The organism is Planococcus sp. CP5-4_YE, assembly GCF_019042655.1.
Classification (GTDB): Bacteria; Bacillota; Bacilli; order Bacillales_A; family Planococcaceae; genus Planococcus.
The window spans coordinates 342,793-355,207 of record NZ_JAHPZO010000002.1; the positions used below are offsets into that span (position 1 = coordinate 342,793).

The following is a 12,415-nucleotide window of genomic DNA, read 5'->3' on the forward strand; positions in this document are numbered from 1 at the left end:
ATCTTCACCCTCTAAACTAGTAGGGGCCGGGCACTTCGGATCTTTCAGTGCTGATGGACACTGTGTCACCTACGGATTTCATCACCATAGCTTGCGCCTTAGATGGTCTATCCTAGTCGTTGAACCTTCTCCACTCTTTCGAGACAGGAGCTTGGCTGCTGATTGCCCAATCTTTTATTTTCTCGAGCCGTCACGCTTGTCGTTTCCAACTACGTTGTGGCAATAAAAGCTATCAGGGCTTTCCAGCAATTCACCCGGTCGTAATCTCTGATCGTTACCAATCAGGACGACTGTACCTCCACCCGCTTACGCAGCTTCGGCATAATCAACGTCGCGGATACGTGATTCCGCAGCTGTAATGTTTTCAGAAGATGTGTTCAAGTTGTTGATTGTGTGTTCAAGACGGTTCTGAGTTGATCCCAATTTTGAACGCTCTGTCGATACTGTAGCGATTGCTGTATCTAACTTACCTAAGGCAGTCTGTGCATTGGCTTTACTTGTCAAATCGCCGATAGCAGCCGCATCAGCAGTAGCTTGAGCAGTAGCATCCTCCGCTGCCGCTGCCACCGGATCCACATTGGTAGAATGTGTAATTCCTGTCCCACCCATTAGAGTATTAGCTGTTTTGTCGGAAAAAGTATATGAGATTGTTTGACCAACATTAGCACCGATTTGGAAATCTACCCCAGCAGTTTCACCACTCCAAAGTTTTTGTCTATTGAACTCTGTGTCCACAGCAATTCGGGTAATTTCTTTAGCTAATGCTTTGTATTCAGTGTCCAGTGCTGTGCGATCTTCTGCAACGTTGGTATCACTTGAGGATTGTACAGACAATTCACGCATGCGCTGCAAAATATCGTGTGTTTCGTTTAACGCACCTTCTGCAGTTTGCAACATTGAGATACCGTCTTGTGCATTTCGTGACCCTTGCTCTAGTCCACGAATCTGGCCACGCATTTTTTCAGAGATTGACAGCCCTGCTGCATCGTCTTTTGCGCTGTTGATGCGAAGTCCTGAAGATAGTTTCTCCATGTTGTTCATTTGCGCGCTTTGAGCTGAGCCCATTTGGCGGTGCGTGTTAAGTGCTGCGATGTTGTGATTAATAATCATTGTGTATTACCTCCGTGTAATGTTTTTAGGCGCTCAAATCCATTTGAAGCGCATTTATCAAAGAACATAAGGTGCTAAATTAAGAATAAAAAAGTTATTTTAGCGTAGTAGTTGAAGAACTTGCTGTGGAGCCTGATTTGCTTGAGCCAACATTGCTTGTGACGCTTGTGCAAGAATCGAGTTCTTCGTTTGTTCCATCATTTCTTTCGCCATCGTGCGAACATTTACTTTCATAAATGACTAGACTATATCTTCACCCTCTAGTGTTAGTAGGGGCCGGGCACTTCGGATCCACAGTACTGATGTATACTGTTTCACCTACGGATTTCATCACCATAGCTCTCGCCTTAGATGGTCTATCCTAGTCGTTGAACCTTCTCCACTCTTTCGAGACAGGAGCTTGGCTGCTGATTGCCCAATCTTTTATTTTTTCAGGGCCGTCACGCTTGTCGTTTCCAACTACGTTGTGGCAATAAAAGCTATCAGGGCTTTCCAGCAATTCACCCGGTCGTAATCTCTGGCTGTTACCGGCCAGGACGACTGTACCTCCACTCGCTTAAGCGGCTTCGGTATAATCAACGTCGCGGATACGTGATTCCGCAGCTGTAATGTTTTCAGAAGATGTGTTTAAGTTGTTGATTGTGTGTTCAAGACGATTCTGAGTTGATCCCAATTTTGAACGCTCTGTCGATACTGTAGCGATTGCTGTATCTATAGCTCCCAGTGCTGTTTGCGAACTAGCCTTAGTCAATAAATCACCAACCCCACCGGTTAATGCAGCAGCATCTTTATCAGAGAATGTATAGGAAATCGTTTGCCCGACATTTGCGCCAATTTGAAAATCTACTACCGTAGTATCACCGTTCCATAATTTTTGTTTATTAAATTCTGTGTGATCAGAAATTCTTGTAATCTCAGCTGCCAATGCTTGGTATTCAGTGTCCAGTGCTGTGCGATCTTCTGCAACGTTGGTATCACTTGAGGATTGTACAGACAATTCACGCATGCGTTGCAAAATATCGTGTGTTTCGTTTAACGCACCTTCTGCAGTTTGCAACATTGAGATACCGTCTTGTGCATTTCGTGACCCTTGCTCTAGTCCACGAATCTGGCCACGCATTTTTTCAGAGATTGACAGCCCTGCTGCATCGTCTTTTGCGCTGTTGATGCGAAGTCCTGAAGATAGTTTCTCCATGTTGTTCATTTGCGCGCTTTGAGCTGAGCCCATTTGGCGGTGCGTGTTAAGTGCTGCGATGTTGTGATTGATAATCATTGTGTATTACCTCCGTGTAATGTTTTTTGTTTTTTGCAAGCGCCCAAATCCGTTTGGACTGCCTTACATTCTTTTTATCGGTAAGCGTTTTAAAATGTTTAGTAATTTTTAAAAATATATTTTTTCTTTTCAGATTAGGGTAAATGAATTCTTAAATAATATGCTAAATGAAGCGGAGGGCGGGGACTCCTTAGGAAGACGCCCGCGGCAACTGGCAACGCGACGTCCTGTCGCGCCAGTTGCATGACTCACATCCTGTGAGCCCGAAAGCCTCCGCCTGTAGCGAAATGATTATAGAATTGATATAAAAAAGGCCTGCGAAAATATCGCAGGCTCTTCTCATTTCTTCATCTTCAAAAAATCACTAATATCAATCACATTCGATACCGCGTTCTTGTTCTCTTCCTGAATCTCCAAATAAATCTCTTTCCGGTGGATCGGAATTTCCTTCGGTGCGGAAATCCCCAGTTTGATGAGATCGCCTTCGATGGAAGTGACCGTAATTTCAATGTTGTCGTCGATGACGATCGATTCGCCGACTTTGCGTCCGAGTACGAGCATTCCTTACACCTGCCTTGCCGCTTGTTGGAACAGCGGATGTTTCACTTGGTAGTTCGGGTTGTTCAGGACGATCTGTTTGCCGAGCTGTTGTTTATTATTGATGACGACCGGCGCTTTCAAGTTCGCCGTCGCCTCACCGATTTGCTTGTTCGGCGTGACGGTCACCAAGACGATTGCATCAGATGGGGCTTGCAGCTTAAATTGCGCAGTCAAAGTGTCATCGAGCTTCACTTCGTAGTCCGGCAAAAAAACGAACGGGTCCGCCATGAAGAAGCTGATTGCTGCGTGTTCCGTTGACTGGAGGAAAAAGAACGGCGAGTCGCCCGATGGGTCTGCCGGCAGCAAGACGAATGTCGTTTCCTCTTCGAATCCCGGGATGCCGCGTTCGAATGTGAGCAAACGATTGTCTTCAAGTTCGAGCTCGCCGAATTGTTCTGTCTGGATTTTCATGGCTGACTTCCTTTCTATATGAAAACTTCTAATTAGCCTGCTTCTATATGAACCATCTTCTGCATGCGCAACCGTACCAAAGCTTGTTCGCCTGTGATGCCTTTCAATTCGGCGGTGAATGGTTCAATCGATAAGCCTTGTGCATCGACTAGGGCCGCAACGTCAGGCTGGTTGAGCAACTCCTGGCTCAGGATCACTTCGCCCGCATCGCCCTGCCCTTGCACACGCGCCGCCAAATTGACCGTGCGGCCGAAATAATCGAGCCGGTCGTTTGAGTTGACGGCGATGGCCGGTCCGCTGAAGAGACCGAGCCTTAGTAGCAGTGTATCATGTGTTTGTTCGTTAAAAGCATCCAGTTTTTCCTGAATGGCGAGTGCTGCTTTGACGCCGTCTGCGGGTTTTGAGAACACCGCCATGACCGCGTCGCCGATTGTTTTGACAACGCTGCCGGAATTTTGCTTGATGTGTTCGGTCAAAAAGTCGAAATGGCCACGCACGCGTCCGTAGGCATTGGCGTCTCCAGATTCTTCGTAGAGCGCGGTCGAGCCTTTCAGGTCGGTGAACAGAATCGTTACATGTCCAATGGCGATTTTCTGCCCCGGTGCCAGTACTTCTGACGAAAACAAATCGCGAAATTCCTGCATGGCGGTCACTTTCGCCGCCGTTACGGTTTCTTCATTCCAATCGGCGTACTCGAGCGCGACGACGATGTCTTTTGCGCTATCGTTCGTGATGGCAATGTCCGAAGCTTCCCGTGATTGTGCTGTCCATCCAGATGCTGTGTAACAAAACGCACCGGTCTGGCCGATCCGGATTTGGTCATTCAATTGCAGCACGCGCAAGCGCATCGGCGTGTGTCCTGCGACTGGCTTAAAACTGACCGATTGCCCTGCCCGAACGATGCGCTGTGCGATGACATGCGGCGTGATGAGCGGGCTGCCGATGCAATACACTTCTGCGTAAGCGGTGCGCACGGTCGGATGCACCGCAAAATGCAATTCGACGGACTGGTCGAAATTCGCGTCATAGGCTATGCCGCACAGGTCGCAGTGGAAGCTTCGCTCGAGTTCCGACAAGCTGCGGTGACTGTCTTGGGAGACACGGCAATTCGGGCAAATGACGTGCCAGCTCAGTTGCAGCAAGCCAGCTTTCGTGGCATATAACATGCCCCGCAGTACTTCTTCTACCGGCATATCCCATAGCTTTGCGAGGTTTTTCGGCACGATCTCCGCTGCGTCTTGGTCGGTGCTGTTGGTGAGGTAATGCTGCAAGCGCGCCGTGAATTGCGGGGCGACCGGATACTTGGCCAATTGGCGGCTCAAGCTCTCGAGTTGCTCCGTGTTCACTTTTGGCGCCCGTTTATTCGCACGCGGGGCTGTTTCGGATTCTTCCTGCTGGTAATCGTCCAAAAACGCCATGATTTTCTTTAGCGCCGGCACTCCCGTTGCCTGGATGCCGACATAGCCGAGCACGTTCTTCGGAGAAAATTCTGCCGTCAGCCGGACTTTCGTGCGCGGCTTTTCGCCTTCGCTTACATCAAAAAATTCCAGCGTCAATATGTAATAATTAAGCGGCCCGTCCAGATATTGCCGTTCGGTCGTATAATACTCCAGCTCCTGCCATTCAAACGGCAGTGATTTCCATGTCATCGGCACGACGCCCATCACTTTCGCTGCCGCTTCCCGGTAGAACAAACCAGTCGATTCCGTCTGGCTCGGCTGGAACTTCACGGGGAACAAACCGATCGCATCGTTCAAGCGGTTATTGTCCGCGAGCTGCTCCCACGCCGTCTGCCGGTCGACCGGATATTCTTTTTCAATGGTGTAATGCTTTGATTTCAATGTCATCTTCACTCACTCCTATGTCAACGCAATCGCCAAAGCCAGAAACAAGAGGTGGAAAATCTGATCCGCCACAATCGATAGCCATTTGCTTTCCGCCCCTGTCGTCATCTGGACGCGCTTCACCCAAAATTGGACAAAGCTGCGTCGGTCCAAGATTATGTGGCTGACGAAAATCACCGCGATGGCCGTCAGCGACAAGCCGCCTGCAAGCAGCCCGAACAAACTGACGATCGCGGTATAAACCGTCACATGTGTTAGCAGCGGCAGCCACTGCGTCGCTTTGTGTTTCGCCATCCACGAAGTCTGGAACAGAAAATCACCGGTCAAATGCCCCAGCAGTAAAATATCAAACATGCTCATATCCGGTATCTCCGCTCTGTTTTATACGTACTCATGTCGTACTGGCATTCTTCCAAGATTTCGACCATCGCATCCACCAAATGGGCTTCGAATAATTCGCCCCGGCAGCGTAGCAGTTCTACAGCTCCTTGTTTTTCCGTACGCCCTGTGCTGTACGGGCGAGCGGTGGTCATGGCGTCAAAGGCATCCGCCACGCCGACGATGCGCGCGAATAACGGAATCGCATCGCCTTTTAGCCCTTCCGGATAGCCGCTGCCGTTAATGCGCTCATGATGGGATTTCGCCGTCTCGACTGAACGCTCCATGGCATGTTGCGGTTCCATATTCGCCAAAATGCCGGCACCGATGGTTGTGTGCTGCTGGATCGCCTGAAATTCTTCTTGAGACAAGCGCCCAGGTTTTTGCAGCAACTCGTCGCGAATGCCGATTTTTCCGATATCGTGCAGTAGCGCGGCCTTGTACAATTCTTCGCATTCGGCGGGCGTCATCCCGATTTTCTGGGCGATCCATAAGGAATAATTGGCTACACGCTCGGAATGCCCCGCCGTATACGGATCCCGCGCATCGAGCAGGCTGGCAAGCGTCCGAATCATGCTGAGGAGCATGCGGTTCAGCTCATCGTACATTTGGCTATTGTGAAGCGCGAGCGCGGATTGATGCGCCAATGCTTCTGCCAAGCGCAAGTCTGCTTCGGTAAAAAATTCGCCGTCGCGCTTGTTGAGCAATTGCAAAGAGCCGAGTAATTGGCTTTTGACGATTAACGGCACCGTTAGGAGAGAACTGGTGATAAATCCGCTCTCCTGGTCGATTTGTTCGTTCCAATCGGCATGCCGCGTGACGTCTTCGATACGTTGGGCCTGCCCTGTTTCGAGAACTTTCCACACGACACCTTGCCCTCTCGGCACTTTCACGTTGAGAATTTCTTCAGCTGCTGCACCGAATGCCGACACGGCCTGTAACTGCTGCCCGTCTGCATCCGCTATCCATAAGGTGCCAGCTTCCGCGCCGATGACTTGCATCATCTGCTGCAAAATATTGTCGAACACTTTATCCTGATCAAGATGGGTGTTGAGCTCTTTCGACGCATCCCATAGAGTCATCAACTCTTGGATGCGCTGTTCCAATTGTTCCTTTTCGTTCATGAAGGGCCTCCACTATAAGTTTTTACTTTGAAATCGAGATGAATTATTTATTCCAAACGATAGCTTATTATCACGCTATATACAATACATAGTAAAAGATTAAATGAAAAAATTTACATTTTTTTAGCCTTTAACATCCAACCACTATAGATGCTTCTCTTTTATTATCGGCAGTTTCGCTGAAATATTTACTAACTGGCACAAAAAAACCGGGCCTCTACCTGGCCCGGTTCTTCGCATTGTTACGATTCGATTTTCTCCAGACTTTCCAGTGCTTGCTTGACGGTTGCATAGGCATCCGCCGAGGCTAATTGAATGCCCGACTGGACGATGGTCTGCACCAAATCCGGACGCATACCCGCTACGACGACATGGATGCCCATCAAACTGAGCGTGCTGCCGATATGGTGTATCGCTTCTGCGTTCTGGTCGTCAATCGTCAAGACGCCCGAGAAATCCGTGATGACATGATACACATCCATCTCTGCGATATGCGGGATGACATTCGTTAAAATGTGGTTGACCCGGTAGCTGTCGAGATAGCCGATCAACGGCAACACGACAACATCATCCGCGACTGGAACGATCGGTGCCGACAATGCAATCATCTCGCTTTGCATTTCCGCTTCGTATTTTTCCTGAAGCCGTTCGAATGCAAAGAAGGTCTCGTTCAGGCTGACATCGAGCAAGGTGTTGATGCGTTTGATGGCCAGCGCGTTCTCTTCCAAGCTGAGCCCTGATTTGACGCTCAGTTCCGTAAACAATTCCGCCATGACGACGCGCGTCGGCGGATAACGCACGACAATCTCTGAAATCTTGCCGCCGGAAGATACTTGCATCTCTGCATTTTGCTTGCTCCACTCAATGAGTGCATCCGGCACCTCGAGGTCGGCTTCGTTGCCGATGGTGTCGCCAAGATAGCCAAGCAATTCCTCGTACATGTCCACCGCGCGCAAGCGTTCCTCTGCCGGGATCTCCTGGTCGATTTTTGCGAGCACCCGCTCCACTACTTGTTCAGCGAGCGTACGCGGGCTCGCTGTGATATATCCGCAAAACTCCGTAAATGAAGACATTCCGCCTGCCACCTTTTCCAATGAATTGCTTTCAGTATACCATTTTGTATAAGGGCAGGCACGCCGATATGACTATGGAAACGACAATGTCATACTCCTGTAATAAAGCCCCGCCTATAGTTTCAGGCGGGGCTTTCATCTACTTATTGGATTTTAATCGTTTTGCGGATGGCGCTCATCGTCCCGAGATGAAGCGCATCATGTGAAATCATGAATGCCAAAACTTCTCCGAGCGTCTCCATGCCGAGAAACGGCTCGAGCAATTTGTTGTCGAGCTTGCCGGCAGTCACCTGTTCGATTTGGCCGGGCTGGTCGCGCAGCACTTGCTTGAGCTCTTCAAGCGATGGCACGTCGCCTTCCCAGTTTTGCGGGGATGTGCCGCTTGCGAATAAGGCTTTGTAATGCTCCGGCAACAACGCCTCCACGCCGAGTGACTTCGAAACAAAGCTGTCAATTCCCGTTGCCAAATGCCCAGCATTCCAGCGGATTGAATTGCGGAACGGTGCCGGCATTTGGTCGGCCTCTTCTTCACTTATCTTATCCAGCAGCTTGATGATCATGCCGCGCCATGTTTTCCATTGGCGGAATATCATTTCTTCATTCATCTTATCGCCTCCTGAATTATGAATATGCCCATTTTATCGTTTTCACAGGAAGCTGCGCAAAGCTTCCGACTCCCTTTCATCACCAAATCAGAAACCTAACCATTTTTTGGTAAATAATTTGCTTTTTCATCCTTAAATCCCTTCTTTGTAAATTCTTCTTGTGTATTAAGTCACATCGGATATACTTTAATTACCACAAATTTAAGGGGGAGCATGTTTGAACTGTAATAATTGTTCTGTCTCGACACTGACATTTGATATTCGCCTAAGCGGTGAATTGAACCATTCCATTATCCCAATTGCCATAGATCACTTAGAGCGCCAAGGCCTGGACGTCTCTTTAAAAGACAACCGGCTGCGCATGGGCGAATTCGGCGCCCGCGAATTTTTGAGCTTTTGCGAAGACCTGTTGGACATCGAATCCGCGGAATTCCGCATCAACCGGGAAAGCTACCAACCGATCACGGATATGCATCAAGTATTCGATATGGAATGGATTGATGAAGTCATCCAAAATGAACGCATCGTCTCCCATTTCCAGCCGATTGTCGACAAAGAGCGCAACGTGTTTGCTTACGAAATGCTCGCGCGTTTCCACGATGCCGACGGCCAGGTCATCTACCCAAATACAATCTTCCCCGCTGCGAAAAGCCGCGGCCGTTTGTATGCGCTTGACCGTGTCTGCCGGATGACTGCTGTTCGCGCGGCCGGCCAATTGTCAGGCGAAAAAGCATTCATCAATTTCATCCCGACTTCGATTTACTCGCCAGAATTTTGCCTGCGTTCGACAATCGACCTGGCTCACCAAACAGGCGTCGATCCGGACCAACTGGTCTTTGAAGTCGTCGAATCCGAGAAAGTCGACGATTTGGAGCACTTAAAGCATATTCTTGGCTATTACAAATCAAGAGGCTTCCAATACGCACTCGACGATGTTGGCGAAGGCTACAGCACCGCCGAAGTTCTCGGTGAACTAAAACCGCATTTTATGAAACTCGATATGAAATACGTTTTTGGCGTTGCCCAAGATGCCGAAAAGCAAACAGTCGCACAAAGCTTTCTTAAAAAAGCCCAAGCAGTCGGCTCGACGCCGCTTGCTGAAGGCATCGAAACCGAAGAAGATTTCTTATGGCTGAAAGCACAAGGCTATGAATTGTTCCAAGGCTATTATTTCGGCAAACCGGCCGCAGCACCGCTTGTAGCAAAAGCTGTCTCATAAATTAGAAAGAGGAAGAGACCTATTCGTCTCTTCCTCTTTTTTAAAGTTGAAAATTCACCCGCATATTGGACCACACCGCTCACATTCGCCAATGCGCCTGGGACCAATTCGATCACCATAAACGCCTCTTCCGGAACATCAAAAGGAGCACGGATATTCCAGCGGCTCGCTGGTTCAAAACCAAACTTCGGGTAGTATGCTGGATGGCCCAGTACAATCACAGAAGAAAAGCCCAGCTGTTTCGCACGTTCGAATGAAGCGTTGATCAATGCGCTTCCGATACCCTTTCTTTGGTGTTCCGGCGACACCGAAACGGGAGCCAGCGCGAGGGTTTCGCATGACTTTTCCCCCTCTAGAATCCATGCTTTCGTCAGCAAAATATGGCCAAGCAACTTGGCATCTGAACATTTTGCGGTCAAAGACAATTCCGTTACGTAAGCCTTGCTGTTTCTTAAGCGCTTTACCAGCTGATGCTCCGTCTGATCACTGTACTCCTCGCTGGCAAAGGCTTGCCGGATAAGTTCTTCCACTGCTTCAAATTCCGATGCTCGCTCTTGTTCGATGATTATTTCCATTCAACTTCACCTGCTCTGAACTTATTGGTGGTTCGCAATGCCCTTTTGTCTTGTGGCAGTTAGGAGACCACAAGGAGCCATGCGTTTTATTCCCGCTTTATCTCAGGCATACTTTTAATATGCAAATCGCGCTGAGGGAATGGGATTTCAATTTTGTGTTCCGCAAACAGCCGGTTGATGCGAAAATTCAAGGCACTTTTTGTGGCAATGACCTGGTTCGAGTTATCGATCCACACCATCAACGCGAAATCGAGCGACGACTCGCCGAACGCCGCAAAATTGACGAACGGTTCTGGGTCTGACAAGACGATACCTCCTGCTTGCTCTTCTTCTTGTGCAGCTTGCAGCAACACGCTCTTCACTTGATCCGCATCGCTTCCATAAGCGACACCAACGGGAACTACCAGACGCATGCGTGGATCGCCGTAGGAACGGTTGACCACCTGCTCCTCCAGAAAATAGGAGTTCGGCACGATGACGTGTTCATTATGGATCGTCTTAATAACGGTCGAGCGCATCGAAATCTTGTCGACATCGCCGATCAAATCGTCGATGATGACCCGGTCGCCGACTTTAATCGGCCGCTCGAACAACAGGATGATGCCTGAAATAAAGTTCGAAGCGATGTTCTGCAGGCCAAACCCAATTCCGACCCCAAGCACCCCTGCAAACACAGTCAAGGCGCTCAAATCCAATCCGACCGTCGTCAAGCTGACAATGATTGCAATGGCCATCACGGTATAGTGGAACATCCGGTCGAATGTAAAACTCATACCGCGGTCCAAATGGTAACGTTGATAGACATTCGGCAAAATATAACGCGTGATGATTTTCGAAGCGCGGTTAGCGAGCGACACAATCAGGATCACCAGGATCACCAAGAATGCCGTGATTTCGACATTGCCGATTTCAAACAGCCGGTCGAACATCCATCCCGAATTGGAAAAATAAAAGATCATGAATAGCAAAATCCCATAAGTTGTGGCCCAGTTCAATAAGCTGCGCAGCACTGGATCTACGTAGCGGAACACCCGATTTTTGCTTAAACGGCGAGAAATGGCAAGCACAATTGCCCTGACGAGAAAAATGCACGCCACGTAAAACACGAACAGCAACACTTCCGTCCATTCAATTTGTTCGAACACATCGTACCAGCGCTCGGTCAGCTCTTCTGGCTGAATCGTCAATAGCATCTCCACGCCCCCTTTCCAGTTCCATCTACAAGATTCATTCTTTTTCCGTTTCCACGAAATACTGGTCTTTCCGGTACGACACGCCATCGACCGTTGCAATGATCTCATCTCCACGTAATACATCCGCGCGGTAGAAGCCGACACGGAAATTGCGTTTCGTCTCGATCGCACGCGCCGTCAGTAAATCCCCAGGCTTTGCCGCTTGGATAAACTGGGCGTTGGTCGACAAACCGACAGATGCTTTGCCATGTGCATTGCTGACTACCGATAGCACGTGGTCGGCGAGCGCGAAAATAACGGCACCATGTGCAGTTCCATAGGCATTGACCATGTGATCCTGCACCACCAGCTCCGCCTCAGCTAGTGTTTCTTCGAATTTAGTTAAGTGGATGCCGAGCGAACGGGCATACGGATCATTTGCCACTTTGTCGCGAATTTCTGCGTAATGTTGTTGATGGAGTAGTTGTTCATCGATTCGTTTTGCCATAATGTCTTCCTTTCTGACCACTATATTATTTCCCGGGAAATCCGGACAACTGCGCTTCAACCGCCGCCACTAAATTCGTACGTGTGTCGGCTAGATGATGCTTCAGCGCTTCGTTATCCAAATCTTCTCCTGTATAAAAACTCGCGAATGGCTGATTTTTATCTCTTGGCACGACATGCAAATGAAAATGCGTCAATTCATCGGCCCCGCCGCCATTTTGCGTCTGCGTGATGCCAAACGGTGCGTAAAGCTCCCGGATGGCCCGGCTCATTAATTGTGAAGCGTTTAGAATGGCGAGTGCCGTCTCACTATCCATGTCATCAATAAAACGGTAATGGGCTTTCGGTAAAATGAGCACATGCCCTTCGCCAAACGGATCGTGGTCCAAAAAACACGCGACCCACTCATTTTCATACACCATGTGCACCGGAAGCTCACCGTTTGCCAGCCTGCACCCTAAGCAATCTTGTTCTTTGTGCCGTGAAATTCCACTCATCTCCCGTACCCCTCATCCCCCGCAGCA

At 49.2% G+C, this 12,415-nt stretch carries 15 protein-coding genes; 1 reads left to right on the forward strand and 14 read right to left on the reverse strand.

What is annotated here, in order from left to right:
- Nucleotides 1–306: 306 nt before the first annotated feature.
- The 10 genes from KTG14_RS04200 to KTG14_RS04245 all read right to left on the reverse strand — a co-directional run bounded on the left by KTG14_RS04200 (nt 307) and on the right by KTG14_RS04245 (nt 8,418).
- On the reverse strand, nt 307–1,110 hold the full coding sequence (locus tag KTG14_RS04200; RefSeq protein WP_216969625.1) for a flagellin N-terminal helical domain-containing protein: 804 nt from the start codon (nt 1,108–1,110) through the stop codon (nt 307–309).
- Nucleotides 1,111–1,209: 99 nt separating this feature from the next.
- Complete coding sequence (locus tag KTG14_RS04205) at nt 1,210–1,344, reverse strand: flagellin (protein WP_008431706.1); 135 nt, start codon at nt 1,342–1,344, stop codon at nt 1,210–1,212.
- Nucleotides 1,345–1,666: 322 nt separating this feature from the next.
- On the reverse strand, nt 1,667–2,383 hold the full coding sequence (locus KTG14_RS04210; RefSeq protein ID WP_216969626.1) for a flagellin N-terminal helical domain-containing protein: 717 nt from the start codon (nt 2,381–2,383) through the stop codon (nt 1,667–1,669).
- A 339-nt stretch (nt 2,384–2,722) separates the two neighbouring features.
- Nucleotides 2,723–2,944, reverse strand: coding sequence for a carbon storage regulator CsrA (gene csrA, locus KTG14_RS04215; protein WP_058382099.1), 222 nt, complete (start codon nt 2,942–2,944; stop codon nt 2,723–2,725).
- Nucleotides 2,945–2,947: 3 nt separating this feature from the next.
- The gene (gene fliW, locus KTG14_RS04220) at nt 2,948–3,394 is read right to left on the reverse strand and encodes a flagellar assembly protein FliW (RefSeq protein WP_216969628.1); all 447 of its coding nucleotides are present in this window, start codon (nt 3,392–3,394) and stop codon (nt 2,948–2,950) included.
- Between the two features lie 32 nt (nt 3,395–3,426).
- On the reverse strand, nt 3,427–5,241 hold the full coding sequence (locus tag KTG14_RS04225; RefSeq protein ID WP_216969629.1) for an adenylate/guanylate cyclase domain-containing protein: 1,815 nt from the start codon (nt 5,239–5,241) through the stop codon (nt 3,427–3,429).
- A gap of 12 nt (nt 5,242–5,253) precedes the next feature.
- The gene (locus tag KTG14_RS04230) at nt 5,254–5,598 is read right to left on the reverse strand and encodes a DUF3307 domain-containing protein (protein WP_216969631.1); all 345 of its coding nucleotides are present in this window, start codon (nt 5,596–5,598) and stop codon (nt 5,254–5,256) included.
- Nucleotides 5,595–6,740 carry a GAF and HD-GYP domain-containing protein gene (locus KTG14_RS04235; protein ID WP_216969633.1) on the reverse strand — a complete coding sequence of 382 codons (1,146 nt, stop codon included), beginning with the start codon at nt 6,738–6,740 and terminating at the stop codon, nt 5,595–5,597. Before KTG14_RS04235 ends, KTG14_RS04230 begins: the two co-directional genes overlap by 4 nt.
- Before the next feature lie 242 nt (nt 6,741–6,982).
- Nucleotides 6,983–7,813 carry an STAS domain-containing protein gene (locus KTG14_RS04240; protein ID WP_216969635.1) on the reverse strand — a complete coding sequence of 277 codons (831 nt, stop codon included), beginning with the start codon at nt 7,811–7,813 and terminating at the stop codon, nt 6,983–6,985.
- Between the two features lie 143 nt (nt 7,814–7,956).
- Nucleotides 7,957–8,418, reverse strand: a complete 462-nt coding sequence (locus KTG14_RS04245; protein ID WP_216969636.1) for a DinB family protein — start codon at nt 8,416–8,418, stop codon at nt 7,957–7,959.
- A 217-nt stretch (nt 8,419–8,635) separates the two neighbouring features.
- Between KTG14_RS04245 and KTG14_RS04250 the strand changes: the two genes are divergently transcribed.
- Entirely contained in the window at nt 8,636–9,637 is a 1,002-nt protein-coding gene (locus tag KTG14_RS04250) for an EAL domain-containing protein (RefSeq protein WP_216969638.1), read from the forward strand.
- On the opposite strand, the gene KTG14_RS04255 is transcribed toward KTG14_RS04250, so the two are convergent.
- From KTG14_RS04255 to KTG14_RS04270, 4 genes are all read right to left on the reverse strand, one after another.
- A complete protein-coding gene (locus KTG14_RS04255; protein ID WP_216969639.1) occupies nt 9,586–10,212 on the reverse strand; it encodes a GNAT family N-acetyltransferase in 627 nt (208 codons plus the stop codon). The two genes, KTG14_RS04250 and KTG14_RS04255, sit on opposite strands and share 52 nt — an antisense overlap.
- Nucleotides 10,213–10,298: 86 nt before the next feature.
- A complete protein-coding gene (locus tag KTG14_RS04260) occupies nt 10,299–11,405 on the reverse strand; it encodes a mechanosensitive ion channel family protein (RefSeq protein WP_216969647.1) in 1,107 nt (368 codons plus the stop codon).
- 34 nt (nt 11,406–11,439) lie between these two features.
- On the reverse strand, nt 11,440–11,892 hold the full coding sequence (locus KTG14_RS04265) for a PaaI family thioesterase (protein WP_216969649.1): 453 nt from the start codon (nt 11,890–11,892) through the stop codon (nt 11,440–11,442).
- 25 nt (nt 11,893–11,917) lie between these two features.
- A complete protein-coding gene (locus tag KTG14_RS04270; protein WP_216969650.1) occupies nt 11,918–12,388 on the reverse strand; it encodes an HIT family protein in 471 nt (156 codons plus the stop codon).
- Nucleotides 12,389–12,415 lie beyond the last annotated feature (27 nt).

Bases quoted from the DNA above. Each gene is read 5' to 3' on its own strand.
- KTG14_RS04260 (WP_216969647.1), bottom strand. From the start codon at position 11,405: ATGCTATTGACGATTCAGCCAGAAGAGCTGACCGAGCGCTGGTACGAT.
- KTG14_RS04240 (WP_216969635.1), bottom strand. From the start codon at position 7,813: ATGTCTTCATTTACGGAGTTTTGCGGATATATCACAGCGAGCCCGCGT.
- KTG14_RS04210 (WP_216969626.1), bottom strand. From the start codon at position 2,383: ATGATTATCAATCACAACATCGCAGCACTTAACACGCACCGCCAAATG.
- KTG14_RS04225 (WP_216969629.1), bottom strand. From the start codon at position 5,241: ATGACATTGAAATCAAAGCATTACACCATTGAAAAAGAATATCCGGTC.
- KTG14_RS04255 (WP_216969639.1), bottom strand. From the start codon at position 10,212: ATGGAAATAATCATCGAACAAGAGCGAGCATCGGAATTTGAAGCAGTG.
- KTG14_RS04235 (WP_216969633.1), bottom strand. From the start codon at position 6,740: ATGAACGAAAAGGAACAATTGGAACAGCGCATCCAAGAGTTGATGACT.
- KTG14_RS04270 (WP_216969650.1), bottom strand. From the start codon at position 12,388: ATGAGTGGAATTTCACGGCACAAAGAACAAGATTGCTTAGGGTGCAGG.
- KTG14_RS04245 (WP_216969636.1), bottom strand. From the start codon at position 8,418: ATGAATGAAGAAATGATATTCCGCCAATGGAAAACATGGCGCGGCATG.
- fliW (WP_216969628.1), bottom strand. From the start codon at position 3,394: ATGAAAATCCAGACAGAACAATTCGGCGAGCTCGAACTTGAAGACAAT.
- KTG14_RS04265 (WP_216969649.1), bottom strand. From the start codon at position 11,892: ATGGCAAAACGAATCGATGAACAACTACTCCATCAACAACATTACGCA.
- KTG14_RS04205 (WP_008431706.1), bottom strand. From the start codon at position 1,344: ATGAAAGTAAATGTTCGCACGATGGCGAAAGAAATGATGGAACAAACG.
- csrA (WP_058382099.1), bottom strand. From the start codon at position 2,944: ATGCTCGTACTCGGACGCAAAGTCGGCGAATCGATCGTCATCGACGAC.
- KTG14_RS04200 (WP_216969625.1), bottom strand. From the start codon at position 1,110: ATGATTATTAATCACAACATCGCAGCACTTAACACGCACCGCCAAATG.
- KTG14_RS04230 (WP_216969631.1), bottom strand. From the start codon at position 5,598: ATGAGCATGTTTGATATTTTACTGCTGGGGCATTTGACCGGTGATTTT.